We start from the raw sequence: 24,724 nt of genomic DNA, 5'->3' as shown, positions 1-24,724 counted from the left end.
GGTAAACAAAATTCTTAACTCTTAACTCAGCACTCAGCACTCAGTACTCAGCACTCCTAATGCCCAATGCCCATTTATACAAGGAGTTTTGATTTCATGACAGAGGCATTACTTGCTGCTTTGTTTGTATTTGTTTTGGCATCTTTTATCGGCTTTGAAGTCATCAACAAAATCCCACCGACTTTACATACGCCCTTAATGTCAGGTTCAAACGCGATTTCTGGCATTTCGGTACTTGGGGCAATAGTGGCCTCAGGTGCTAGAGAAACAAGCGTGTCAGTAATTCTCGGTTTAATCGCTGTAGTACTAGCTACAGTCAACGTTGTAGGTGGCTTTCTAGTCACAGATAGAATGCTGCAAATGTTCAAGAAGAAGGAGATTAAGGCGTGAGCGACTTTTTACCAACTGGCATTCAGCTGACATATTTAGTCGCTGCATCCTTATTCATTTTTGGTTTGAAAAAGCTGGGTTCACCAGCTACAGCGCGAAACGGTAATGTGGTTGCATCTGTGGGGATGCTGCTGGCAATTGTGGCGACAATGCTGGATCAGCATGTGTTGAACTACGAGATGATATTGTTGGGCTTGGCGATTGGATCGGGAATTGGTGCGATCGTTGCCTACAAAGTCCAAATGACGGAAATGCCCCAAATGGTGGGTTTACTCAACGGTTTGGGTGGTGCAGCTTCTGCACTAGTAGCTGTTGCCGAATTCTGGCGATTATTGGATTCTGGCGCATCCGTACCCCTAGATGTCAACATTTCCATGCTGTTGGACGTGTTAATCGGTGGTGTTACCTTCACAGGTAGTTTTTTAGCCTTTGCCAAATTGCAAGGTTTAATTAGCGGTTCCCCGATTACATTTCCTTTCCAGCAACCATTTAACCTGTTGCTTCTGGGTGCTTATTTGGTAGGCAGTGTCTATTTAATCATTACACCAGATAGCTTACCCATATTCTTGGGAGTGGTAGCTGTTTCTTTAGTGCTGGGTGTAATGTTCGTCATCCCCATTGGTGGCGGCGATATGCCGGTGGTAATTTCGCTGTTGAACTCCTTGTCAGGTGTGGCGGCGGCGGCGGCTGGATTCGTGGTGATGAACAATATGTTAATCATCGCTGGTGCCTTGGTAGGAGCATCTGGCTTAATCCTCACCGAAATTATGTGTAAGGCGATGAACCGCTCTCTCTTCAGTGTGCTGTTCAGCGCTTTTGGTACAGGATCTACTTCTGGTGGTGCTGCTGCTAGTGGTGGTGCGATCGATCAAACTGTCCGCAGTATCGATCCCGAAGAAGGGGCGATGATGTTGGGTTATGCCCGTTCTGTGGTAATTGTGCCTGGTTATGGTATGGCAGTCGCCCAAGCGCAACACAGCGTCCGGGAATTGTCAGATCAGTTAGAAAAAATGGGCGTTGATGTCAAGTATGCCATTCACCCCGTTGCTGGTAGAATGCCGGGGCACATGAATGTGTTGCTGGCAGAGGCAAATGTGCCTTATACACAGTTGTACGACATGGATGATATTAATCCTCAGTTTGAGCAAGCTGATGTGGCTTTAATAATTGGGGCAAATGATGTAGTAAATCCGGCAGCGCGGAGTGATAAAAATAGCCCAATTTATGGTATGCCGATTTTGGAAGTAGATCGGGCGAAGCAGACGATTGTAATTAAGCGCGGGATGAGTACGGGTTTTGCCGGTGTAGATAATGAGTTGTTCTACAAGGATAAAACTACGATGCTTTTTGGTAGTGCGAAGGATATGGTGGCGAAGTTGGTTTCGGAAGTGAAGCAACTTTAACGAACCGCGAAGGGCGCAAAGGGCGCGAAGATAGAAAAAATTAGAGAGTTGGCTTGCCTTGGGGATGTTATGTTCCTAAGGCAAGTTTTTTAGTAAAAATAAAGGGAGTTTTGCAAATTTCAATTTTGGTGTTTATCCTGCATAAACTATTTATAGCATTCAGCATGATAGTTTCTTTGGTTTGATTACAGCGTACATTTTTAATCTGCCCCAGATTTCTATAGCATAAAAACCAGCATCTGGATTGTCACTTGTCATAGCACGTACTACTTTAATACCTGGACGATCATATGTCTCCAAATGTTCTTGATATTTTTTTAGTATGGTTTGAGCAGCTTTATCATCTATAGTAAAAAATTGAATCTCAAAATCGCTTTCTATAAAAGTCTGATCAACAAAATAAGTTATACCACGAACTATCTTATAAGATAAACGTTCTAACTTATCGGCTGATATTGGAATAGATAGATATTCTGGATAGTAAACATTGTTTTGTACTCCAAAGTTTGGATGTAAACCTATAGGTGGGATTGCTTCCCATTTAACTATTTCTTTTTTTATCTTATTTCTTTTTCTTTCTCTTGTTTGCTTTTCTGTTCTATCATTTGCATAGTCTGGATCTATTGAACGCAGTACTTTATCTGTAATTCCGCTTGACTTTGCATCTTCAGGATCAATACACATACCTAGTCTCAAAAGTAAATCCTCTTCCAATCTGCCATATTCCTCATTGCATTTTTTACACGATGGAATTGTCCATCTTTGTAAATTTTCTGGAGTAGTATCTGGATACCAAGCAGAAGGGAAAACATGATCCCGCGTCAAATTATCCACATTTTGTAGACAATGTACACATCTTCCAGACTTAGGTATTTTAGTCATTATTTGAGATGATATAGTAAATAATTATTTTAGTTCAGCATAATCACAGGCAACCTAACTTGTTACCTAATAAGATTGACGTACCATTGTAGCGGACGCAAGTTGGAAATATGATCGTTACCTCCTTGAGATTTTGGTATTATGTGATCAATTTCCCATCCATGAATAGATTGACGATTTCCATACTCATATCTATTTATCAATCTTCCAAATTCATCTTCTCGCCAGACCCTTGGATCGCAATTTTGAAGAATAAAACCCTTTTCCCATACTGCTTGAATTTTAGTTAATTTAACGGCATTTTGAGCCGCTTGATACGCCAGTGCCAAGGAATAATGGTTAGGACTTACACTACCGAACATATTGTAGTTTCTCCTTATTAGAGTTAGTTTATAAATTATAGTATATTTGTACTGAAACAGATTGGTAAAAAAAGCGATCGCCTGCAAAATCTCCATTGTGCGATCTCCCTCTCCTTCCTCTATGTTCTCTGCACCTCTGTGATTCGTTAAAAAGAGCGATCACTCCTTTTCTTCCTCAGTGTTCTCTGTAGTTCGTTATAAAAGAGCGATCGCCAAATCTCCACGGTGCGATCGCTCCCTTCTGACTCTGTGTTCTCTGCGCCTCTGCGGTTCGTTAAAAAGAGCGATCGCCAATCTCCACAATGCGTAGGCGATCGCCCATCAAAACATGATATAAATTTGACATGATAGACCACGATCGCCTATTCAAAGAACTGTTAACAACCTTCTTTTGGGAGTTCATTGAGTTATTTTTTCCAGAAATAACAGCTTATCTGGAACGGGATACGATCTCTTTCATTGACAAAGAGGTATTTACCGATGTTACTGCTGGAGAAAAATATGAAACTGACTTAGTAGTAAAAGCGCGATTTAGAGAGCAAGAATCGTTTTTCCTAATACATCTAGAACATCAAGCTTATTATCAAGAAGCTTTTGATTTGCGGATATATCGCTACTTCGCTAGATTATATGAAAAATACGCCTTGCCAGTGTATCCTATCGCTTTGTTTTCTTACGATAGCCCCAAAAAAGCTGAAACAAATTTTCATCAAGTAGCATTTCCTCATAAAATCGTCTTGCAGTTCAACTATGATGTCATCCAGTTAAATCGTCTGAATTGGCGAGAATATCTGCAACAGCAAAATCCCGTGGCTAGTGCGCTCATGGCTAAAATGAACATAGCGCCAAAAGACCGTCCCAGAGTAAAATCTGAAGTGTCTGCGCCTGCTAGCTACCTTGCAGCTAGATCCAGCGCGAATACAATTGATTTCCGGGTTTATTGATACTTATCTGCGACTAAATGCCCAAGAAGAAGAAATTTTCCAGACTGAAATTGCTCAATTTGAACCAACTCAACAGAAGGTAGTTATGCAAATCGTCACCAGTTGGATGGAGGAAGGTATACAACAAGGAGAGTTAAAAATAATCCAGCGTCTATTAACAAAGCGAATTGGTGTAATTACTGCTGAATTACAAGAGCAACTACGTGGGTTATCCTTAACTCAGTTAGAGGATTTAGCCGAAACTTTACTAGATTTTTCCACTGAAGCTGATTTAGTGGCTTGGTTGCAACAGCAGCAATAAAATATGTATTCCACAATGTGAGCGATCGCATAAGCTCTTGCTTGATAAATCTCTAAGATTTTAATGTAGCAGTCGCTAAAGCCGGAATTGTAAATATCATTACAAACCCGATAGACTTTACACCGACTGAAGCTACCACCCTCTGTATCTTGTAAGTAGGTGTCAGCGACTGGAGGTGTAGCTAAATCTTTGGCGCTACATTCACTGACGTTTTCACTCAATTCCGGCCGCTGCGACTGTTTGTGGATGAGGGAGATCCAACCTTCTGTCACTGATTCAAACACGAATTCACCACTCCCATCGGGATTGAAGCGATAAATAGCCACGCGATTTCTTTGCCTTAGGAGCGTGATGCTTTTGAGGCAAGTTTTTTGTATACTAGCAGCAATTAATCTAATTTTATTCCTTAAGATAGATGAGTTTTTTAATTAAATCATTATTTTCTCCATACAGTTTTACATTATAAATTTAATACTATTTTTATTATTTCCATAAATTTTTTCAATATCTAAAACTCTAGTGTTAAACAGCAAATAAGATTACAATGGCTTGTTAATTGCTAGATGTAGCAATTTGCACTTGATTAAATTAAATTTGAAAGTTATTAGGTTAGGTAAACCGAAAAGTTTAAGTAGGTCTTGTACCTTTTCGCTTTACCTTACCCAATAAACTTGGCGAACTATTAGGTATCAAGAAATAATGTTGAAACGTCGCACAATACTAGTTGGTTTAGCTGCGCTTGGCTTAACGTTAGCTGTTAGTACACAAATCGATAGGCAATCTACTAGCGGGCCAGAAGCTTGGCAAAGTGTCTACAATGAGGCGGCTGCTGGGGCAACAACGATAGTTACAGTTCCAGTTTTGAACTCCTTATTATCATCTATCTTGCAAGTAGTCGTCAAATTGGCAGGTTATTGGGGTGGTTAACCCTTTGTCTCATACTCAAACAGAGAAAGAGCCTAAATAAAGATGGGTGCAATGTAATTTTTTAGTAATTCCTGCGGTTGCGATCGTGTTTCGCCCACTGTAGGCGAGTGCCTGAGTATACCTTTTACTTGAGAGCGCAGATTTCCCATAGCCAAATATTCCAAAACCGTGAGGAGTTTTCTTTCCATGTTCAAACCTCGCCCAATTTTTAGCGCCTTAGTTGCAATTATCCTAGCGTTTGTCATAGGTACACAGATACATAAACAACCCGCCGTTGCTACTGGAGGGGGTTGTAATCCAACGGCGAATAACCTACCTATATGTCCAAGCACAGCACCTTCAGAGTCAGCTAGTTTCATTGACCCAACTGCAACAATCAGAAATCCAACAAATATAAGCTTGGGCAAAAAAGTCTATGTTGCACCATTTGCCAAGTTAGACGCTACTACTGCTCCCATTAGAATTGCAGAAGATTCTAATGTCCAAGACCAAGTGAAAATTACAGCTTCGGGAACGGGAGTAGAGATTGGGCGACGAGTCATTTTGGCACACATGGCCATTGTCAAAGGTGCAGCCAAAATCGGTACTCAAGGTTCTACTGGGCCTTTTACCGACCCGATTAGCAATGCTCAGTTTAACAACAATATTCCAGAGACATTTCTCGCTTTCAACTGTGAAATAGACGGTGCAACTGTAGAAAGAAACACGGTAATCAACTTTCTCTCACGGGTTGGCCCTGGTGTTACCTTGCCTGCCGGGAAAGTAGTCCTGCCAGGTAAAAACGTCACAAATAACTTTGAAGCTACTAGCGGCAGTTTGGGGAAAGTGGCAAACCTGACCCAAGCCGACGTTGCATTAATGGAAGGCATTATTGAAGTCAATGATGCATTTGCCAAAGGTTACACAGAATTAGCTAGAGCAGATTTGACAAATGTAAAAGGGATAAATTACGCTCCAGTCACAGCTTTTAACCCTGGAGGTCTGCCACAGATAGGTGGGAGTGTTACTCGCGATCCAAACTTCCGTAACCGCATCATCGGCAATCTCGTTCTGAAAGATTCTTTAGCAAGCCTTAGTGACAAAATAGGTAATAGAATTTCGCTGCGTGCTGATGAAGGTCAACCTTTTAATGTTGGCAAAATTGCTGGTATGGCAAACGATGTTGTCTTTCACGCATTAGAAACCACTAGTTTGACTCTTGGTAATGGAGTTGGTTATGGGCCTCGCGCTCTAGTTCATGGCGGTAGGCAGGTTGTCAATGGTGTTGCTAATGGCCCTGAAACTAGCATAGGTGATGCCGTAGGGCTAGGGCCGAACTCTGTTATATTCCGCGCCAGCATTGGCAAAAACTCAGCAATTGGGCAAAAAAGCGCAGTCTTCAATTCTACATTAGCTCCCAACACAGAGGTGCGTTCTCGAACAATCTATGCCGACAACGGCAGTATGATTCTACCTGTGGAGTGGTAAGGGGAAGACCGTCACTCCTATACCAGCCGTATTTTTAGCTACTCGTTGTGTAGCGTGGATCTCTTTTATGACGGCTGGTATCTTTTTTTTGGCTTGTGCCTAAGCAATTAACTTTTGCAGAATGATGAATCTGAAAATCTTGTCGTTAGTGCAATTACAATGCCTACGATTGATGCTGCTGTTAACTTTGATATTCGGGCTGATACTAATTGTTGATGATGGTTCATCCATAGCTGCACAGAAGGTTGGGCAACCAGGATTTATAAACCCTGTAACTGCTGATATCACCTCCAGTCAGCCTCAAGTAGTACAACCCTCAGTCACCGGACTTGTGTCTACATTGTCGGATGAAGTCGAGGAATTACCAGCCCAGTTAATTCGCTGGTCGACTTACTGGCAACTTTGCTGGGAAGCATATCCTGAAGCTGAAGCATACGAACTGCAAACGGTGCTTATGGAAGGCAAATCTCCCAAGTTCAAACGACAAAGCGATCGCTGCTTTCGTATACAAGCTGCATCTAATGAAAACCAAAAATCACAAGGATTACTCAACCGTGATTTAATCTTGTTAATGCATAAAATTCAGCTTGGTTATCGAGTGCGAGCTGTCTTAGATAACAACCGCGTCAGTGAATGGTCTCAAGTAATGGCAGTTGGTGCAACTACTACCTCTGAATTGAATGGTACTAATAACACCTGTAATAGCGCTTGTGTCACCAAAAATAGCACCGATAGTGAGTTTTTCTAATGTTTGTGGTGCAATCTCAGTGCTTGTTCTTCATAAAGGATTGATATACGTGCAGGGAGATTTTCTCTGATGAGAATAGCTTGTGCCATTAGGGAGCGCAATGGATCAATGAGATTTGCGACACTTTGGCTACCCATTCGGTTGAATAGTGTAATTTTAGCTTTTAAACTCATCAGGAAAAACGAGAAGATTGACAAGAGTCCCCTGAATTAGTTCGTTACATATATAGCCGTAGTCACACAGATTAGGACAGTGTTGATTGCTCAAAGTCTTGAAAAAACTGGATTTTTACTCAGCACTCAGCACTCAGCACTCAGCACTTAGCTATACTGGTGTCGTTAGTACACCATGAATGCCTAACTCAATATACAAATCTCAGACAGTAATAGTTATGCTTCCCCTTGAACAATTGTTTTGTCCTTGTTGTACTCCAGCCATATTGCATTTGCTGACTCAATCCGATCTGACTCAGCACATACTCCAATTAAAAACTGGGTCAGTTTCTGCGGTTATCAAAAGGAATCAAAAACAGCAGCAGCTTTAAATGAGTACCTATTTTTTCCTAACTAATTGTCCGTTTCATCGGGATTTGTATCCAGAACTCAGAGCCGTTACTAGGTTCAGAAATACATTTGATATAACCGCCGTGTTTTTCGACAATAATTTGGTAACTAATAGATAACCCTAAACCAGTACCTTGTCCAGGTTGTTTGGTGGTAAAGAAAGGTTCAAAAATGCGCGATCGCACAATCTCTGGAATCCCACAACCATTGTCAGCAATCCAAATCAGAACAGTATTCTCTTCTATAACTTCTGTACGTATCCAAATTTTAGGATTGTCAATTTTTTTCCCACTAGTTGCTGAGTTTTCCAGTGCATCGATCGCATTGTTGAGAATATTCATAAACACCTGATTCATCTGGGCTGCATAGCAAACTACAGGCGGCAATTCACCATATTGCTTAACTACCTCAATCGCAAAAGTATTAGTTTCTGGTTGCAGTCGATGTTGTAAAATTAGCAAAGTACTGTCGATACCTTCATGAAGATCAACGGGCTTCATTCCTGCTTCGTCAAGTCGAGAAAAACTTCGTAACGACAAGACTAATTGAGAAATCCGCTCTGCCCCTATCTTCATTGAAGTCAAAATTTTGGGCAAGTCATCACTAATAAAATCTAAATCTAGTGCTGCTACTTGCTTTTGAATTTCTCCTGTTGCTTTAGGATACTGTTTCTGATAAAGACGCAGTAATTTAAATAAATTTTCGGTATGTTCAGTAACATAAGTGATATTCCCATAAATAAAACTAATCGGGTTATTAATTTCATGTGCTACACCAGCAACTAACTGACCTAAACCTGCCATTTTCTCACTTTGAATTAACTGGCTTTGAGTGTGCTGTAATTCTTTAAGAGTCTGGGTCAGCTCTTCTTTTTGACATTGAGTTTGTTCGAGTAATTCCGCTTGCTGAAGTCCTACCCCTAACTGAGTACCAATCTGCATCAGCAAATCTACCTCATCTTCTTGCCAATCCCGGGGTTGGATATTTTGATAAGCTGCTAGCAATCCCCAAAGTTTCTCACCTTGAAAAATCGGCACAATCATATATGCCCTAGCTTCCATTAGTTCAATCAGGGCAATATAAGAAATAGACTCATCGGTGCTGTAAATATCCTTAACAACAAGAGTTTTACCATTAGCAAAATCCCCACCTTGGGTTTCTTGCAAGTAATTACTTGCGTAGGCGTAGCCCGCACTTCGACTCTTTTCGACTTCGCTCAAGGCAAGTCGCTCAGTGACCATTGTAGACATCGCAGGTATAATTTCCTTTACTGGTGTCCAACCTTGGGCTAAAGACTCAGCAACAAATTTCCCACTCCAATCAGTCCCGAATCTATAGATTGTCACTCGGTCAACTTCCAATAGCCGTCGGACTTCTTCTGTACTGGTCGCAAAAATGGTGTCAATATCAAGAGAGTGGCGGATTTTCTCCACCGTTGCGGCTAGGGCCTTCTGCCTTTCGGCTGCTTTCCGTTCTCGTTCGGCCGCTTGAGCCAGTTTTTGGGCTTGCACTTGCATCTGTGTCAAGGATTCAGCTTGCTGTAATGCTACCCCCAATTGAACGCCAACTTGTGCTAGCAAGTTGATTTCTTCATCTTGCCAATAACGGGGCTGGGAGTTTTGATAAGCTACTAGCAATCCCCACAGCTTTTCACCCTGAGAAATTGGTACAAAAACTTCATTACGTGCGTACTTACCCGCTTGTTTTCCTTGCACAAGAACGCCTTCTGTTACTGGCTGCGGCTTAACAATTGGTGTCCAGCCATCAACGATGGAATCAGCCACAAATTCCCCACTCCAATCAGGATAGAAGCGATAAATTGCGACTCGTTCTACTTCTAATAGCCGACGAACTTCTTGAGTAGTGGTTTTAAATATGGCTTCAATCTCAAGAGACTGACGAATTTTTTCGACAGTGTTCGCTAACGCCCTTTGCCTTTCAGCAGCTTTGCTGATGTCTGCTGCTTGGATTTGCATTTGTTGGATAAATTCCGCTTGCTGCAAAGCCACACCTAGTTGAGTACCCACTTGGGTAAGTAAGTAAACCTCATCTTTTTGCCAATCACGAGCACCAGCATTTTGGTACGCTGCTAGCAAGCCCCAAAGCTTCTGACCGTGGTAAATGGCAACGATCGCATAAGCTCTTGCTTGATATATCTCTAAAATTTTAATGTAGCAGTCACTAAAGTCAGAATTGTAAATATCATTACAAATCCGGTACACTTCACACTGACTGAAGCTACCACCCTCTGTATCTTGTAAGTAGGTATCAGCAACTGGGGGGTTAGCTAAATCTTTGGCGCTACATTCGCTGACGTTCTCTTTCAATTCCGGCCGTTGCGACTGTTGATCTATCAAGGAAACCCAACCCTCTGCCACTGATTCAAACACGAATTCACCACTCCAATCGGCATGGAAGCGATAAATAGCCACGCGATCAGCATTTAGCAGTTGCCTAAGTTCTGCGGTGGTTGTGTGGAAAATGCTTTCCAAATCTAGGGACTGACGAATTTTCTCAACAGTGATGGCTATGGTTTTCTGCCATTGGGCTGCTTTTTCTCTGGCTTTTGCTTGTGCTAGTTCTGCTGATTGTAGTTTTGCTTGTTCCAGGTAATCTGCTTGCTGTAAAGCAACTCCTAGATGTTCGGCGATTAACTGCACAAACTCAATTTCTGATGCTTCCCATTGTCGAGGACTACCACACTGATGAATACACAACAATCCCCATAAATCTTTACCTTTGATCAAAGGGGCAATTATATTGGCACGTACTTGGAATCTTTCCAGAATTTGGATGTAGCAATCACTGGCATTAACTTGATAAATATCATCTATTGCTCGAATTCGGCCTTGCTGATACAGTCCTGCGAACTCCTCACTAAAGCAGTGATCGCGCAGTTTGGCTGCTAGTGCCGAATCCCATTCTGTTGCCACATCTTCATAGATAAATTCCCCTTCCCATGCCAAATCAGGATAAAAACGAAACACGCCAACCCGATCGCTTTTTAGAAGTTGGCGGACTTCAGTGACTGTAATTTTGAAGATAGTTTCTATGTCTAGAGACTCCCGAATACGGGCAATAACTCCAGATAAGGCTTTTTGTTGCTCATTCTGACGCAAAGAGCATGTCACATCTGAATGAGATTCTTGCCGTTCTGAATTTGGTTGTATGGGTTGAGTAGTAGAGGAGTTTTCCATTCCCAGTGGGACTTTAAATATTGAAAGTCTTCTATCTCATGATTCCCGTTGCGATCGCAAAGGTAACAGTTATTTCCTGGGAATGTCATACAAAATACTGTAGGGACACGATAATATCATGTCCCTACAATAAAAATTTTAAATTACGAGAAAATTATCGCCGCTTGGGAGTGGCGCTGCGGGTGGTGCGTTTCTCTTCATCTCGACGACGGCGATCGCGCCAATCTGCCAGGGTCAAATAACCAATACCACCAGTGACTACTACGAGCAGCACTACAGCAAATAAAGCCAAAATACTCAAGAATGGACTTTCCACAATACCTCTACAGTCCGTTACGTCCCCAAACTACCATTGCAATTGACCAAGTGAACACAACTAACAGCGATACCCAACCTAGTGTCAAAATCTCCATAGTCCCACTTTTCAAATAATTACAAAAGGTTTCTAATATTTATCATACAGGGATTGGGCAGGCTGAGATTTTTTTATCAATGACATTGTAAGTTTGGCGTGCGAGCGCAAAAAAGACACCAGATTTTCCTTGATACGCTAGTACTTTAAGCAATGATAAAGACGAATGTAAAAAAGTAGCGATCGCGCTTTCTAACTTGATGCTTTGGGAATACTAGGGCTATGCGTATATATTTACAATCCCGCAACCCCTAATATCATGCCGACATTTTTCAACTATCCTTTCCACTCCAACGGTTTTATTCCTCACGGACATTGTTATCTCTGGCAAACTGGATTAGTTTGGCTCCACATTATTTCTGATGCCACGATCGCTCTAGCCTATTATTCTATTCCCTTCCTACTGATTTACTTTATTTCCAAGCGTAAAGACGTTCCTTTTAATGGAGTCTTTTTGTTATTTGGTGCTTTTATCATTGCCTGCGGTACTGGACACCTGATGGATATTTGGACGCTTTGGCATCCAGACTATTGGATTTCAGGCAGTTTAAAAGCTTTTACTGCCATTATTTCGATATATACGGCATTTGCGTTATTTTATCTCATGCCTCAAGCTCTAAGCCTACCTAGCCCTGCTCAGTTAGAAGTTATTAATCGAGCGCTTTCAACTGAAATTGTCGAGCGCAAGCGCATTGAGAAAGAACTACGCCTGGCAGAAGAAGTCGCTCAAAGCTCCAACCAAGCCAAGAGTGAATTTCTGGCCAATATGAGTCATGAACTACGCACACCTCTTAACGGTATTCTTGGCTATACACAAATTCTCCAACGCACAGAATCTTTGAGTGAGAAAGGACGTAAAGGAGTCAGTATTATTTATCAATGTGGCTCTCATCTTTTGACCCTAATTAATGATGTCCTGGATCTCTCCAAAATAGAAGCCCGGAAACTAGAATTGTATGCTGTTGATTTCTACTTGCCTGCTTTTATAGATAGTGTGACTGAAATTTCCCGCATCCGGGCAGAACAAAAGGCGATCGCATTTTACGTCCAACTCGATCCTGATTTACCAACGGGCATTCATACTGATGAAAAACGCTTGCGGCAAGTTCTGATTAACTTGCTTAGTAATGCAATTAAATTTACTAATGAAGGCAGTGTCACCTTCAAAGTTAAGGTCATTGCTCAAGAATTAAATACTAATGGACAGACTAACTATAAAATTCGCTTTGAGGTAATAGATACTGGTGCGGGGATAATCCCTGAACAAGCCCAAAAAATCTTTCAACCTTTTGAACAAGTGGGAAATCAAAAGCGACAATCTGAAGGTACAGGCTTGGGATTAGCAATCAGCCAAAACATTGTTTTGTTGATGGGTAGTCAAATTCAAGTACAAAGTAAATTGGGTAAAGGTAGCACTTTCTGGTTCGAGGCAGAATTTCCAGAATCTAAAGACTGGGCAAAGGTTTCTAGAGCGGTTGAGCAAGGAACTATTATTGGTTATCAAGGACAAAGCCGCACCATTTTGATTGCAGATGACAAATGGGAAAATCGATCGGTAATTGTAAATTTACTAGAGCCAGTTGGGTTTCATGTTGTAGAAGCTAGTCAGGGTCAGGAAGGATGGGAAAAAGCTCTAGCCCATAAACCAGACTTGATTATCACTGACCTCGTGATGCCTATGTTGAATGGATTTGAGTTGATCGAACGTTTGCGTCAGTCTGAGCAATTTAAAGAGATTGCGGTCATCGCTTCCTCAGCCAGTGTGTTTGCAGCAGACCAGTACAAGAGTATTGATGTAGGTGCAAATGCATTTCTACCAAAACCTGTAGAAGCTGAAACGTTGCTGGAAATGCTACGACAGTTTTTGCAACTGGAATGGATTTTTGATGTGAAGCTAGATGAAATCAAAAAAACCGATACAGATGCTTTGGATCGACAAAATGAGATGATTTATCCTGGCAAAGAGGTTTTACAAGATTTACTCGAACTAACGCAAGACGGCGATATTCAAAAAATTTTGGAACTAGCCGAGGAACTTTCTAAATCTGACGAGCATTTAAGCATTTTTGTCCAGCAGCTCGTCCAACTTGCTAGTAATTTTCAACTCAAACGTTTGGAAAATTTTATTGTAAGTATTCAGTAGTCAGAATAAATGAGACGAGCTGTAAAAGCATTTCAAGACTAGTTATTAACTAGCTATGCTAATTCAATTCTGTTAGCGATCGCGGGGCGTTTAGCCCATTCTGAATTCTGATTCCTGAATTCTTTTATTCAACAATACATCAATTAATTTGAGTTAATTTTCAATTGTTAATTCATCATGCCCAAAATATCAGATACCGGATTTATTTTGATTGTGGATGATAATCCAACAAATTTATCTGTCTTGTGTGAAGCGCTCAATAGTGAGGGTTTTCGTTTTCGTGTTGCAGTCGATGGAGAAAGTGCCATCGCTCAAGCCGAACGCAATCAACCAGAGTTGATTTTACTGGATGTACAAATGCCTGGTATTGACGGATTTGAAACTTGTCGCCGTCTCAAAGCCAATCCTGTTACCCAAAACATTCCGATTATTTTCACCACTGCCTTAGCAGATACGGAAAGCAAAACGAAGGGATTTTCCCTTGGCGCGGTAGACTATATCCCTAAACCATTTGCACAGGAGGAGGTGATTGCAAGAGTGCGCGTACATTTACAACTCAAACAATTGACTGAATCTTTGGAACAACAAGTCAGCGATCGCACCAAGGATTTGCAAAAAGCTCAAGTCCAACTAGTGCAGCAAGAGAAACTATCAACACTCGGAGAGCTAATCGCTGGTATTGGCCATGAAATCAATAACCCCATCAACTTTATTTCTAGCAATATTCCACCCTTGCAAGAATATATTACAGCAGTAACTGAGTTGCTTTTACTATATGAACAAGAGTATCCCAACCCAACAACCAAAATTACCAATACTATTAAGAGCTTGGATCTTAACTTTGTTCTCGAAGATATGGGAAAAATATTGAACTCACTCCACATAGGAAGTGAACGAATTCAAAACCTTTCTAATTCACTCCGCAACTTCTCTCGCTCGGATAGTGATGCCAAAATAGCTGCTGATTTGCATCAAGGACTAGATAGCACACTAATGATTTTACAACACCGCCTCAAGGCTAATGGCGATCGCCCCGGCATCGAAGTTATTAAAAATTATGGAGACTTACCACAGGTTAACTGCTATCTAGGGCAGATGAATCAAGTATTTATGAACATTCTGGCAAATGCTGTTGATGCCCTTGATGAAGCTATAATGCTAGGTAAAATGAGCAATCTAATTCCTCAGATTAAAATTGCAACAGAAATCGATTCTGAACAATTAGTTATAATTCGGATTGCTGACAATGGGGTTGGTATTCCTGAACGGCTTAAAAAACGCTTGTTTGAGCCTTTATTTACGACAAAAACTGTTGGAAAAGGTACTGGACTTGGCTTGTCTATCGCATATCAAATTGTTGTAGAGAAACACAAAGGTGTTTTAGAAGTGAATTCTCAACCTGGTATGGGAACTGAGTTTATCATCAAAATTCCTACTTGAGAACAACATTTGATTAATTACAAAACTGCTCTAGCATTTATCATATTGGAAATTGGGGAAGAGTTTTCCCAATTTCCAATACCTAATTTATATATAGAGTGAATTCAACTTTAGATCCTCAATTAATGGCAGAACGCATAGAATCCCTCAAGGCTGGAATAGTTGGGGGTTCATCTGTGTGTTTTAGCTTCGCGATCGCCAGTCTGGTGAATACTTTCGTACTGGCAAAGTATTTTCAGATGCTTGTATGTCTGCAAAATGATGTTAACTGGCGCTTGCTGGTGAGTGGTGCAGTTGCAACTTTTACTGGTTTCCTATTTGGTGTCACCTACCGCTATATCATCCGTTCTGATAAAAATCCTCAACTCAAAGCTGGTGGCGTGTTAGCCTTTGGCTTGGTGCGCGGATTAACTCAGATAGAACTTGGGTGGAATTCTATCAGCACAATTTGGCCTTTTTTGGTGTTGGCGGCAGAAAGTTTGTTATGGTTTGCACTGGCTGCGATCGCTCTTGATCTCGCTATTCAATTCCGTTGGGTTAAACCTTTTTCATCAATCTAAATCCCCTTTCCTTAATGTGGTCTTACAGCTAGCTGTAGTTCAAATAAATCAAAAAGGCTGTAAGCATCACATTTTTGTAGTATGATACATACAACAAACTTACAAAAATAATTGTGTAATTATTAAAAACCACGTATAAATAATTACTAAGATTAATCATCTTTATTACATAATATGAATACTAAAATATCCCACTATTATCTGATAGTTGATTTGGAAGCGACATGCTGTAACAAAAAAACTATTCCCCGTCACCAAATGGAAATCATCGAAATCGGTGCAGTGATGCTCAATCGAACAACGTGGGAAATTGATTCAGAGTTTCAGCAATTCATCCAACCTGTGAGACATCCCCAACTGACAGGCTTTTGCACAGAATTGACTAGTATTCGCCAGCAAGATATTGACGAAGCACCAAAATTTTTAGAGGCAATTTCTCGCTTTAAAGAATGGATTAAGTTATTTCCCGACTATATTTTTTGTTCTTGGGGCAATTACGACAAAAAACAATTTATTCAAGATTGTGCGTTTCATAATTTTCCTTATCCTTTTACTTCAGAACATATAAATATCAAAGAGGAATTTTCGGAATATCTTGGTGTATCTAAAAAATTTGGTATGGCACAGGCTCTGAATGAGTTGGGGATAGAATTAAAAGGTACACACCATCGCGGTATTGATGATGCCCGCAATATTGCAGCGATCTACAGACAGATTAAAAGCAAAAAATAAGCTGAATAATAGAAAAGTTTTAGTAGCGTAGCCTAGCTAAAATAGTTGATAAAATCTAGCTATTATGCTGTAAGCAGGATATTTGCATAAGCGAGTTAAGACTCCCATAGCATAATAGAATCAGGAGTCGTATGAATAATTATTATTCTTAGTCTAAAAAAAATTTTAGTTATAAGGTTTGAATTATAAGCTGAAAAAATAAAATTTCAGCTATGTGTATATTTTGCTCGAATTAACTACCAACTAAGGTAATATATATAAGATTTTGCTAAATTGAACTGCGAAATAACAGTTTAGAATCGGGTTATAAGCCAATAAGATTGATTTTGAGGCTACAATTAATGATTAGATTTTGGCGAAAAACAATAGTTTTTTTCTTCACAACAATTGTGTTGACTATTCTACTAATTTCTCATGAACTAGTACCAATAGCTGAGGCACAAACTTCTACACCAACAACAGCTAGATCATTTGCCACTGTAGCTTATCCTAATAGGTCATTAAGTGCTTCTCCCGCACAGCTACCACCATTACCTTATGCTTATGGGGCACTAGGAAAAGCGATTGATGCTGAAACGATGAAATTGCATCATGGCGCACATCATGCTAGTTACGTCAAGAACTTAAATGATGCATTGAAACAGTATCCAGATTTGCAAAAAAGAAGTGTTGAAGGTTTGCTAGTGAATTTGAACAGCGTACCTGAAGATATTCGCACAAAGGTACGTAATAACGCTGGTGGTCATCTCAACCACACGATTTTTTGGCAACTCATGAGTCCCCAAGGTGGAGGACAACCATCAGGCGCGATCGCTCAAGAAATTAACAAAACTTTTGGCAGCTTTGATGCCTTTAAAAAACAATTTAATGCAGCAGGTGCAGCTCGTTTCGGTAGTGGTTGGGTGTGGCTAGTACGCAATCCTCAAAAGCAACTCCAGATTGTCACCACAGCAAATCAGGATAACCCAATTATGGAGGGTTCATATCCGATTATGGGTAACGATCTATGGGAACACGCTTATTACCTAAAATATCGCAACCGTCGGGCTGAGTATTTGGATAATTGGTGGAATGTGGTGAATTGGCCGCAGATTAACAGGCGATACCTTTCCTCCTCTACGGGACGCTCCCCGAACTGAACGCTGCCTTCTAAAACATAATGTCCAGATGTTGAGCGATCGAGGCAACCGATGATATTCATCAACGTAGACTTGCCAGAACCAGACATTCCCATAATAGAAACGTATTCGCCATTCTCATTTGAATGAGTGACGCAGGTAGGTTAGCACAGCCAACTGTGCTAACCTAAGTGGTTAATTATTTCTTTCTAAGCCTGATGCTCGTAGACGTTGATTGTCGTAGACATCGCTGGAAACTAGCGCTCTAACTTTTCGCTAAATCCCCTTATGTAACATAATTACGAATTCAGGATTTTTAAAGTTCGGTGTTTGTTACGGACTATCCATAGTAGAACAATTAGCAATACAAGCGCTTTGATCGTTGATGGCTCCATTACCTTCCTCACTTCCGTGGGGGTTTGAGGAGTAACATTACACGGAATCTCAACAATCTGTGTGTGATTGGAACCATTACCACTAGGGGTCAGATCGCATTCGCCTTTACTGGTCAGAGACAAAGGTGTATTTTCTGGAGAAACAGGTGCAGGTGGTTGATCTGAAGAAACAGGTGTCGATGGTTGAGCTGAAGAACTATCGCCACTCAGTAGTAGAAACAGAATTAAACCAAGACCCCCAACGCCGATTATTGGCCAAAGTGGAAAGGAATTAGAACTGTCTGGTACCAAGACATCTCCCGTAGAGCCAGGGAAAGCATCAAAAGCTATTGTTTCTCCATCCAAGGCCAATGGATTGTCACTTAGCAAAGTATCTCCTGCGATATCTTCTCCTAAGAGCTGATTAAATTCCGCTGGAATCGCATTATTGGGGCGTCCAAGTTCCCCACCATCTTCGGAGTATGGAAAGGATAGGACTTCAAAAATCTTCTGTTGGAGTTGGTTCTGATCTCCAGCACTCAACGCATCCAAGCCTGTAGAGATTTTATCTAAATAAAAATTTGTCATCTCTGGCGACAGACCTAGAGACTGAATCTGCTCTTGAATATTGGAAATTTTTGAGGCCTCTTCAAACAGCAGTCGTCCGTATGACAATTTCAGGTCTAGTAACCCACTACGAAGGCTAACAGAGTCATTGACTCCTGAGTATGGTGCCCAGTAGAACTGCTTGGTTACAAGTCCGAGTCCTTCTACTGGATTGCGACCATAAGGTTGTCCAAGAAGGTATTGAGATCCATCCATGATTGCGGGAGATGCATTTCTCCAAAATGAGGCGTAAGGCACCGCAGAGAGATTGGGATTATTGCCGTAGAAACTAGCGAAATTCTGGAAGTTTCTCTCCCCACCAGCTGCTCGGATCAGAAGGTTTTGATAACTAGTCCCATTGTTTAACTCCACTAATCGTTGGATTACCGATCCAGTCTTATTGCAAGTCAGACCAAATCCCACATCACATCCAGGAATGACTCGCATCCGGCTCAAATTCTGGTTATTAAGTTGGTACTGGAGATACTCAGACTCCAGTCCTTGTTGGATGCCATAGCGTCCAACATTTAGCTGTGCAAAAGCAGACTGACACGTAGTGAGTACTACTGCAACAGATGAAAATGCGATCGCTGCAAAGCGAACCACTTTTGGCATCGCAATTTTTTGAACAATTGATCTAGACAAGATGCACCTCCACTAAACAACAGCAATTTAATTGGGGATTGGGCATGGGAAAGAGGACTTGGGGACAAGGGAAAGATTTGTTGTAAGTTCTGACTTGTCCCCAAGTCACCTCTGCCCCTCTGCTCCGAATGGCACTAAGAAAAGCCCAAAGACTTGTTTAGTCTCGTTCCCAGTCTTAAGACTGGGAATGTATTCAGAGAGGCTCTGCCTCTCGTCAAGAAAGAGGAGGCAGAGCCTCCCAGAATGGGTTCCCAGCCTCCAGGCTGGGAACCAGTCAGGGGAAGGGCTGTGTCTTAACTTAGTGCCATTCCCCTCTGCTCCTTTGCTCCCCTACTTCCTCAATTCAACTCTTAGGTAAATAAATGTTGATCGTGATTCCTGTACCTTTAAGGTTTCCTGATGAGAGTGTGTGATATAAGACCATAGCCCTGTTTGGTTGGTCAAAAAGATACCCACGACGTGTAGGTTTGATCTTCCCTTCCTTGACTAAGGAAACGAAGGCTTGTAGATATCTACGTATGCCTTGACGATTCTCTTTAGTACTATTCGTATGACGCTCAATCAGCATCATAAAGAAGTCCAAGCTACGATTTTCCTGCCCTTGAATCAGACTGCCTTCATCTAGGAAAGAACTTGCTATGAGCCTGCTATTAACTTGTTTGACCTTAAATAAAGTAAAGTAACGCCCTTCTTTTTTAGGATCGTTGGCATAACAGACCCAGGAACCCTCTTTATTTTGTGTAAAACCCTGTTCAGCAAGGTAAGAAAGCAAAGAATTACTTGTCTTAGTTTGTGGTGGAGGTAATAAATCTTCAATGGGATCTAAAGAGCAAATCCTCTGTGTTGTTTTTCGTGGATAAACAGCAGGTGTCTGCTGAGTATTGACGCGAAAGGGCTGTGTTGTTTTTCGTGGATAAACAGCAGGTGTCTGTTGGGTATTGACGCGAAAGGGCTTGTCATCAGACATTGCCATGCTAGACATTGCAGCCAACGCAGATACTTGGAGAACGATCGCTCCAAACAAACGAACTATGATATTCATGTTTTTCCTGTTACTCTTACTGACTTTGTAAATAATCGAATTTTTACTAGATCAAGATTGATCTAGCAGTCCTAATTTATTTGTTAAATTTAACTGTTTGCCTGATTTGATCGAGGGTAGCTTAAGTTTTCACTAATCAAATAGGACTTTTATACATAGGTAATTAAGCGCAAAGAGAAGCAATATAAAACACACAATGCTAACGTCTTATTGATAAGACAAATTCGGCTTTTTGATATTTTTACATATACAAAAAACTATTGACATTGTGTCAAAACTTTTCTATTTACTCTTGTCTAATTTTTTGCCATCCTAAGAGGGTTTTATGCCTTTATTACTGGCTCTGATGATTCCTAAAAAAGAGCTTTAGTTAGCTCTTTAGTACCTTATATAAGCAGAGTTTAAAAAGCTCTGTGCTTTGCACGTTAGGGCTTTTGTTGATTTCCTGGGTAGGTTGAATAATTTTTTGTTTTTTCGAGGTAGCGCACCTAACTAGCTCTTTCAGCATGGTTACAAATTGATGTATAAAATAATATCTCCCTGACAGTAAGATAATATTACCATGACCTTGATACATGCAACAGTATTGTGGACAGTTGTCAAAGTTGTACACTGGGAATCGTAACTACCTCTTGATTAAATTTCATAGCAAATAGGTGAGAGGCAAGCTTAATCTATTTACACATTATTAGTATTTAATAACTTAATACTATTGTTAGTAAATCATTATTTTTAAGTATTAAATATGACCATAGTTTAGATAATATACGTATAAATAATAGATTGCGATCGCTAACCCAAGTTTTTAATTATCCTGCCAAGCGATGTCTATGACGGGCTATGCCTATGCACCAAACAAATTTAAGTTAGATTACAAGTATAAAATTTGTGATTTAACGTGTTGTTGCTGTTGTTGCCGCAGACATTATCAGTCTGTAAGGTAGAAATTTACGACTTATCTAATACCAATTCAAAAAATGTTTGCGACAGATAGGGTATCCAAAATAAAATTATAGCCTCAACATTATTCAGGTTGATAATGTTGAGGCTATGAACACGACAAGCAGCAAATTATGTCAAGAATTGTTGATAAATAGAACTTACGCATTGACAGGTAAGACAAAAAGTGCGTAAGTTATAAATTAGTTAATTTTAATTTATTACAAAGCACTGCGGCTAGTTAATGCGTTCCACAAGAAGACTGCAACAATTGCGCCCAGAACTGCTACTGCAATACCGGGAATACTCAAAGAGGGAGCCGCTAGAGCAAAGCTTCCTGTACTGAAGAATACACCCAAACTACCACCAATAAAAGCACCAACTATTCCTAATAAAATAGTTCCTAAAATTCCGCCGCCTTGATGACCAGGGTAGATAGCCTTTGCAATCGCACCAGCAATTAGACCTAAAACAATCCAAGCAAGAATATTCATTGTTTTTATTTGATAAACGTTTTTTAGTGACAAATACACAATAGCAATCCAAATATTGACATTCAATCTACCAACAGAAGCAATGATCGATAGCCTTGAGGATGAACGCTATTACTTCTCCTGATGAACTCTCTGAAGTGAAATAGATAATAAAAAAAGCTCCTAGTAGGTCTGAACCAGGAGCTAATAAATTCATTGCTTGATAATTGCAGTATATGCATTTTTAATGATTGTTCTCATCTACTTAAAGCATTGAACTCAGGTTTCAAAGGAGATACTTTTGTAGGTTAACACTTAATCTCAACTTGTAGAGTTCTGGTGCTGTAAGAGGTTTGCACATAGGGATTGGCGTAGAATTTGTAGTAAAGGGCAATTGCCTGTACTTGCATTAGTGTTAAACAAGAAAACCAACTGCTTTACAAATTTATCGTTCTTGCATTTCTTGCTGACGCATAGGCATAGCGTCAATTTGCTCAAAAATTGCTGTCCCTTCGACTGGTGTAGTTTCTTGGCGCTTAACACCACCATCTTTGCCGATTAAAATGACGCGAAAATTTTCTTGATCAACCCCAAAGCGATTTCGCAAATTGGCAGCATAAGACTCATCTATTAACTGTTCGTTGGCATAGCTTTTATCTGTTGCCAAAACTTGAACAAGAACTAAATCCCGCTCTTTAAAATCGTTTTGATACTGTTTAAATACCTGCATCTGTTGCTGATAGTTATGGTTATCAACAGATGGCGCAAAGAGTAGTAGTACGCGGTTTTGCCATTTTTGAGAATTGAGGTTAAATGAAGACATTTTGATAGTATGGGTTGAACCTTGAACAGTACCAGCAATACTAACAGGCGATAGGGCTATAGATGCGGCGATCGTCAGGGCAATTACTATTGAGTTCTTCACTTTGGGTCTTGTTAGGCTCATAATGTAGACTATGACATGAATAAGGTTTGATAAAATGTCAGAAGCTTTTCCAGACTCTTCTCAACTGTAACAATGGCATCAAGGTATTGAAATGGCTAACCGCAATAACATTTTCTGTCATTGTCGTAGTTGCAACTATGAATAGGTGGACTCTGTGATTGATGCAGTCTGTAGTAAATGCAGCAGCAAAGATATTGAACATATCTCGTGCTGGCAGTTTCCAGATGATTGAATGAGTATCCAGACATATAGCCGATAAAATAGCGATGTCTACGACGGGCTGCGCCTACGCTATTTTAGACATTTCCTCTGAGAATTCTGGGTGATTACTTTGTTAAACTGCGGTAATGTCTGCTTGTGCATCTAAAGCGGAATTTGAAAAAATACTCTACCACTCAGATGGATCAACGGTTAACACTACTCATGTCAGGATAGCGATCGCCAGCTGCCACATTTTTTGGTGCAACTGTTTCCAATCGATTCAAATCTTGCTCAGTCAGGATAATTTCGGTAGCTGCAATATTCTCCTCCAAGTAAGTACGGCGTTTTGTACCAGGGATTGGGACAATATCTTCTCCTTGAGCAAATAGCCATGCTAAAGCAAGCTGACTAGAAGTTACTCCTTTTTCGCTGGCGATCTCTTTGACTTGCTCTACTAATTCCAGGTTTTTATAAAAATTCTCGCCTTGAAAGCGAGGAGAATTTCTTCTATAGTCATCAGGTGCAAGATCGTTAGGGCTAGCGATCGCACCTGATAAAAACCCTCTTCCTAATGGGCTGTAGGGAACAAACCCAATTCCTAATTCCCGCACGGTAGGTAAAATTTCATCCTCTGGCTCTCGACTCCAAAGAGAGTATTCTGTTTGCAGTGCAGTAATGGGGTGAACTGCTACAGCCCGTCGAATCGTCGCCGGGGCAGCTTCCGAAAGCCCCAAATAACGAACTTTTCCCAGCTTGACTAACTCTGCCATTGCCCCGACAGTATCTTCAATAGGGACAGTTGGATCTACCCGATGCTGATAATAGAGGTCAATCACTTCCACTCCCAGACGTTTTAACGAGGCATCGCAAGCTTGATGCACATATTCTGGTCTACCATCAACCCCTTTAAAACCACCATCTTCAGTACGGACATTGCCAAATTTAGTTGCTAAAACTACTCGATCTCGGCGATCTTTAATTGCTCTGCCTACTAGTTCCTCGTTGGTAAACGGCCCATACATATCAGCAGTATCAAGAAAATTAACTCCAAGTTCTAACGCCCGATGAATTGTCGCGATCGCCTCGATTTCATCACGACCACTATAGAACTCAGACATTCCCATACAACCAAGTCCGATAACTGAAACTTCTAACCCTTGTTTGCCTAGCTTTCTGGTTCTCATAAAATAATTTCTTACTCAGTAATTGGTCTTAGAATATGACGCCTTTCAGCATTATCCCTTTCCCTTCCACCAAGTCATCTATTATTAGAAGTATTTACTGATATAAGTACGTTGATTTGTGGGCGCTTCACATTCATTAGACTTCTTGCAGAAGTTGGGTAAGGGGTAAGGGGTAAAGGGGAAAGCAACGATAGAATTACCCTTTCCCTTTAACCTTTACCCTTTCCCCCTTAGAAAAGAAGTGGAAAGAGTTGATGGCAATTTGGTCAAATACCTCCACCAATTCAAGAGACAACTTTGAGCAAAAGTTCGTTAAGCACGCACAATAATGGTCGGTTGTTACCTACACCAGTCTGATTGTTATTCGTCAGAATGTAATGGTGCAATGTATTGCACTCTTACAAAAGCTAAATTTAGAGGTAAACTATGTTTCCTTTTTGGGGTAATCCATGTTATGGAAGCGAACCCATTTCGCACAAAGCTAGCTTAGAGCGGAAATTAAAATTCTTGATTTGGATGCGAGATGATTTAGAGTCCAAACTGGCTGGTATTAATGCTTCTATTGATACCATTCGTCAGCAAATAGAGCGTTCAAACTCACCTACTTAGAACTTAGCTAATACAGCAATTCATCTCATCACCTGCTTATCCCGCATTTCTCACAAGCTTGAGATCAGAGATGCACAGAGGCAGCACTTCTCTACGAGAGGCTGCACTTCGACTAG

The 24,724-nt window shown here is 40.7% G+C and carries 24 protein-coding genes and 2 pseudogenes; 12 read left to right on the top strand and 14 right to left on the bottom strand.

Features of this window, described 5'->3' with window-relative positions; all coding sequences use genetic code 11:
* Nucleotides 1-96 precede the first annotated feature (96 nt).
* Together RMY16_RS10205 and RMY16_RS10200 are read left to right on the top strand one after the other, a co-directional pair.
* The gene (locus RMY16_RS10205) at nt 97-390 is read left to right on the top strand and encodes an NAD(P) transhydrogenase subunit alpha (RefSeq protein WP_109009004.1); all 294 of its coding nucleotides are present in this window, start codon (nt 97-99) and stop codon (nt 388-390) included.
* Nucleotides 387-1,793 (top strand): NAD(P)(+) transhydrogenase (Re/Si-specific) subunit beta, encoded by a 1,407-nt coding sequence (locus RMY16_RS10200; protein WP_322736254.1) that lies wholly within the window; start codon nt 387-389, stop codon nt 1,791-1,793. The genes RMY16_RS10205 and RMY16_RS10200 overlap by 4 nt, the downstream gene beginning before the upstream one ends.
* A gap of 159 nt (nt 1,794-1,952) precedes the next feature.
* On the opposite strand, the gene RMY16_RS10195 is transcribed toward RMY16_RS10200, so the two are convergent.
* From RMY16_RS10195 to RMY16_RS10185, 3 genes are all read right to left on the bottom strand, one after another.
* Nucleotides 1,953-2,675 (bottom strand): hypothetical protein, encoded by a 723-nt coding sequence (locus RMY16_RS10195; protein ID WP_322736253.1) that lies wholly within the window; start codon nt 2,673-2,675, stop codon nt 1,953-1,955.
* Between the two features lie 62 nt (nt 2,676-2,737).
* Complete coding sequence (locus RMY16_RS10190) at nt 2,738-3,133, bottom strand: HNH endonuclease signature motif containing protein (RefSeq protein WP_322736252.1); 396 nt, start codon at nt 3,131-3,133, stop codon at nt 2,738-2,740.
* A 50-nt stretch (nt 3,134-3,183) separates the two neighbouring features.
* Nucleotides 3,184-3,393, bottom strand: coding sequence for a hypothetical protein (locus RMY16_RS10185; RefSeq protein WP_322736251.1), 210 nt, complete (start codon nt 3,391-3,393; stop codon nt 3,184-3,186).
* On the opposite strand from RMY16_RS10185, the pseudogene RMY16_RS10180 reads away from it, so the two are divergent.
* Nucleotides 3,382-4,282: pseudogene (locus RMY16_RS10180) on the top strand (Rpn family recombination-promoting nuclease/putative transposase). The gene RMY16_RS10185 and the pseudogene RMY16_RS10180 overlap by 12 nt on opposite strands.
* Here RMY16_RS10180 and RMY16_RS10175 read toward each other — a convergent pair.
* Nucleotides 4,201-4,608, bottom strand: a complete 408-nt coding sequence (locus RMY16_RS10175) for a hypothetical protein (protein ID WP_416211657.1) — start codon at nt 4,606-4,608, stop codon at nt 4,201-4,203. The pseudogene RMY16_RS10180 and the gene RMY16_RS10175 overlap by 82 nt on opposite strands.
* A 373-nt stretch (nt 4,609-4,981) precedes the next feature.
* On the opposite strand from RMY16_RS10175, the gene RMY16_RS10170 reads away from it, so the two are divergent.
* Nucleotides 4,982-5,209 carry a hypothetical protein gene (locus RMY16_RS10170; RefSeq protein WP_322661024.1) on the top strand — a complete coding sequence of 76 codons (228 nt, stop codon included), beginning with the start codon at nt 4,982-4,984 and terminating at the stop codon, nt 5,207-5,209.
* Between the two features lie 32 nt (nt 5,210-5,241).
* On the opposite strand, the gene RMY16_RS10165 is transcribed toward RMY16_RS10170, so the two are convergent.
* The gene (locus RMY16_RS10165) at nt 5,242-5,397 is read right to left on the bottom strand and encodes a hypothetical protein (protein WP_322736250.1); all 156 of its coding nucleotides are present in this window, start codon (nt 5,395-5,397) and stop codon (nt 5,242-5,244) included.
* Between RMY16_RS10165 and RMY16_RS10160 the strand changes: the two genes are divergently transcribed.
* Entirely contained in the window at nt 5,396-6,676 is a 1,281-nt protein-coding gene (locus RMY16_RS10160; protein ID WP_322736249.1) for an acetyltransferase, read from the top strand. The genes RMY16_RS10165 and RMY16_RS10160 overlap by 2 nt on opposite strands.
* A gap of 121 nt (nt 6,677-6,797) precedes the next feature.
* Nucleotides 6,798-7,424 (top strand): hypothetical protein, encoded by a 627-nt coding sequence (locus RMY16_RS10155; RefSeq protein ID WP_322736248.1) that lies wholly within the window; start codon nt 6,798-6,800, stop codon nt 7,422-7,424.
* Between the two features lie 562 nt (nt 7,425-7,986).
* Here RMY16_RS10155 and RMY16_RS10150 read toward each other — a convergent pair.
* The 3 genes from RMY16_RS10150 to petN form a co-directional block, all read right to left on the bottom strand.
* A complete protein-coding gene (locus RMY16_RS10150) occupies nt 7,987-11,184 on the bottom strand; it encodes a GAF domain-containing protein (RefSeq protein WP_322736247.1) in 3,198 nt (1,065 codons plus the stop codon).
* Nucleotides 11,185-11,338: 154 nt separating this feature from the next.
* Entirely contained in the window at nt 11,339-11,500 is a 162-nt protein-coding gene (locus RMY16_RS10145; RefSeq protein WP_094350864.1) for a hypothetical protein, read from the bottom strand.
* Nucleotides 11,501-11,507: 7 nt separating this feature from the next.
* A complete protein-coding gene (gene petN, locus RMY16_RS10140) occupies nt 11,508-11,597 on the bottom strand; it encodes a cytochrome b6-f complex subunit PetN (protein WP_012408302.1) in 90 nt (29 codons plus the stop codon).
* Between the two features lie 258 nt (nt 11,598-11,855).
* On the opposite strand from petN, the gene RMY16_RS10135 reads away from it, so the two are divergent.
* From RMY16_RS10135 to RMY16_RS10115, 5 genes are all read left to right on the top strand, one after another.
* Entirely contained in the window at nt 11,856-13,739 is a 1,884-nt protein-coding gene (locus RMY16_RS10135) for an ATP-binding protein (protein ID WP_322736246.1), read from the top strand.
* A 177-nt stretch (nt 13,740-13,916) separates the two neighbouring features.
* Nucleotides 13,917-15,179 carry a sensor histidine kinase gene (locus RMY16_RS10130; RefSeq protein WP_322736245.1) on the top strand — a complete coding sequence of 421 codons (1,263 nt, stop codon included), beginning with the start codon at nt 13,917-13,919 and terminating at the stop codon, nt 15,177-15,179.
* Nucleotides 15,180-15,304: 125 nt separating this feature from the next.
* The gene (locus RMY16_RS10125) at nt 15,305-15,739 is read left to right on the top strand and encodes a hypothetical protein (protein WP_322736261.1); all 435 of its coding nucleotides are present in this window, start codon (nt 15,305-15,307) and stop codon (nt 15,737-15,739) included.
* Nucleotides 15,740-15,913: 174 nt separating this feature from the next.
* Nucleotides 15,914-16,471, top strand: coding sequence for a 3'-5' exonuclease (locus tag RMY16_RS10120; protein ID WP_322736244.1), 558 nt, complete (start codon nt 15,914-15,916; stop codon nt 16,469-16,471).
* 341 nt (nt 16,472-16,812) lie between these two features.
* Nucleotides 16,813-17,610 carry a superoxide dismutase gene (locus tag RMY16_RS10115; protein ID WP_322736243.1) on the top strand — a complete coding sequence of 266 codons (798 nt, stop codon included), beginning with the start codon at nt 16,813-16,815 and terminating at the stop codon, nt 17,608-17,610.
* Here the strand turns inward: RMY16_RS10115 and RMY16_RS32995 are convergent.
* The 6 genes and pseudogenes from RMY16_RS32995 to RMY16_RS10085 form a co-directional block, all read right to left on the bottom strand.
* Nucleotides 17,601-17,729 (bottom strand): annotated as a pseudogene (locus RMY16_RS32995) (ATP-binding cassette domain-containing protein); the annotation flags it as partial. The gene RMY16_RS10115 and the pseudogene RMY16_RS32995 overlap by 10 nt on opposite strands.
* A gap of 159 nt (nt 17,730-17,888) precedes the next feature.
* Nucleotides 17,889-19,214: a hypothetical protein gene (locus RMY16_RS10105; protein ID WP_322736242.1), complete on the bottom strand. Its 1,326-nt coding sequence runs from the start codon at nt 19,212-19,214 to the stop codon at nt 17,889-17,891.
* 343 nt (nt 19,215-19,557) lie between these two features.
* Nucleotides 19,558-20,256, bottom strand: coding sequence for a hypothetical protein (locus RMY16_RS10100; protein WP_322736241.1), 699 nt, complete (start codon nt 20,254-20,256; stop codon nt 19,558-19,560).
* Nucleotides 20,257-21,416: 1,160 nt separating this feature from the next.
* Complete coding sequence (locus RMY16_RS10095) at nt 21,417-21,689, bottom strand: GlsB/YeaQ/YmgE family stress response membrane protein (RefSeq protein WP_099101964.1); 273 nt, start codon at nt 21,687-21,689, stop codon at nt 21,417-21,419.
* A gap of 424 nt (nt 21,690-22,113) precedes the next feature.
* Nucleotides 22,114-22,593 carry a DUF4174 domain-containing protein gene (locus tag RMY16_RS10090; RefSeq protein ID WP_322736240.1) on the bottom strand — a complete coding sequence of 160 codons (480 nt, stop codon included), beginning with the start codon at nt 22,591-22,593 and terminating at the stop codon, nt 22,114-22,116.
* A gap of 425 nt (nt 22,594-23,018) precedes the next feature.
* Nucleotides 23,019-23,999 carry an aldo/keto reductase gene (locus RMY16_RS10085; protein WP_322736239.1) on the bottom strand — a complete coding sequence of 327 codons (981 nt, stop codon included), beginning with the start codon at nt 23,997-23,999 and terminating at the stop codon, nt 23,019-23,021.
* A 426-nt stretch (nt 24,000-24,425) separates the two neighbouring features.
* Between RMY16_RS10085 and RMY16_RS10080 the strand changes: the two genes are divergently transcribed.
* Nucleotides 24,426-24,608 carry a hypothetical protein gene (locus RMY16_RS10080; RefSeq protein WP_322660999.1) on the top strand — a complete coding sequence of 61 codons (183 nt, stop codon included), beginning with the start codon at nt 24,426-24,428 and terminating at the stop codon, nt 24,606-24,608.
* Nucleotides 24,609-24,724 lie beyond the last annotated feature (116 nt).

It is taken from the genome of Nostoc sp. DedQUE12b (genome assembly GCF_034530835.1).
GTDB lineage: Bacteria > Cyanobacteriota > Cyanobacteriia > Cyanobacteriales > Nostocaceae > Nostoc.
The sequence above is the reverse complement of the archived record's forward strand: the minus strand, read 5'-3'. Positions and strand labels throughout refer to the sequence as shown.

Excerpts from the sequence above, each read along its gene's own strand:
- RMY16_RS10205 (WP_109009004.1), top strand. The coding sequence starts at position 97 with ATGACAGAGGCATTACTTGCTGCTTTGTTTGTATTTGTTTTGGCATCT.
- RMY16_RS10195 (WP_322736253.1), bottom strand. The coding sequence starts at position 2,675 with ATGACTAAAATACCTAAGTCTGGAAGATGTGTACATTGTCTACAAAAT.
- RMY16_RS10190 (WP_322736252.1), bottom strand. The coding sequence starts at position 3,133 with ATGGAGATTTTGCAGGCGATCGCTTTTTTTACCAATCTGTTTCAGTAC.
- RMY16_RS10170 (WP_322661024.1), top strand. The coding sequence starts at position 4,982 with ATGTTGAAACGTCGCACAATACTAGTTGGTTTAGCTGCGCTTGGCTTA.
- RMY16_RS10160 (WP_322736249.1), top strand. The coding sequence starts at position 5,396 with ATGTTCAAACCTCGCCCAATTTTTAGCGCCTTAGTTGCAATTATCCTA.
- RMY16_RS10165 (WP_322736250.1), bottom strand. The coding sequence starts at position 5,397 with ATGGAAAGAAAACTCCTCACGGTTTTGGAATATTTGGCTATGGGAAAT.
- RMY16_RS10155 (WP_322736248.1), top strand. The coding sequence starts at position 6,798 with ATGATGAATCTGAAAATCTTGTCGTTAGTGCAATTACAATGCCTACGA.
- RMY16_RS10150 (WP_322736247.1), bottom strand. The coding sequence starts at position 11,184 with ATGGAAAACTCCTCTACTACTCAACCCATACAACCAAATTCAGAACGG.
- petN (WP_012408302.1), bottom strand. The coding sequence starts at position 11,597 with ATGGAGATTTTGACACTAGGTTGGGTATCGCTGTTAGTTGTGTTCACT.
- RMY16_RS10135 (WP_322736246.1), top strand. The coding sequence starts at position 11,856 with ATGCCGACATTTTTCAACTATCCTTTCCACTCCAACGGTTTTATTCCT.
- RMY16_RS10130 (WP_322736245.1), top strand. The coding sequence starts at position 13,917 with ATGCCCAAAATATCAGATACCGGATTTATTTTGATTGTGGATGATAAT.
- RMY16_RS10125 (WP_322736261.1), top strand. The coding sequence starts at position 15,305 with ATGGCAGAACGCATAGAATCCCTCAAGGCTGGAATAGTTGGGGGTTCA.
- RMY16_RS10120 (WP_322736244.1), top strand. The coding sequence starts at position 15,914 with ATGAATACTAAAATATCCCACTATTATCTGATAGTTGATTTGGAAGCG.
- RMY16_RS10115 (WP_322736243.1), top strand. The coding sequence starts at position 16,813 with ATGATTAGATTTTGGCGAAAAACAATAGTTTTTTTCTTCACAACAATT.
- RMY16_RS10100 (WP_322736241.1), bottom strand. The coding sequence starts at position 20,256 with ATGAATATCATAGTTCGTTTGTTTGGAGCGATCGTTCTCCAAGTATCT.
- RMY16_RS10095 (WP_099101964.1), bottom strand. The coding sequence starts at position 21,689 with ATGAATATTCTTGCTTGGATTGTTTTAGGTCTAATTGCTGGTGCGATT.
- RMY16_RS10085 (WP_322736239.1), bottom strand. The coding sequence starts at position 23,999 with ATGAGAACCAGAAAGCTAGGCAAACAAGGGTTAGAAGTTTCAGTTATC.
- RMY16_RS10080 (WP_322660999.1), top strand. The coding sequence starts at position 24,426 with ATGTTTCCTTTTTGGGGTAATCCATGTTATGGAAGCGAACCCATTTCG.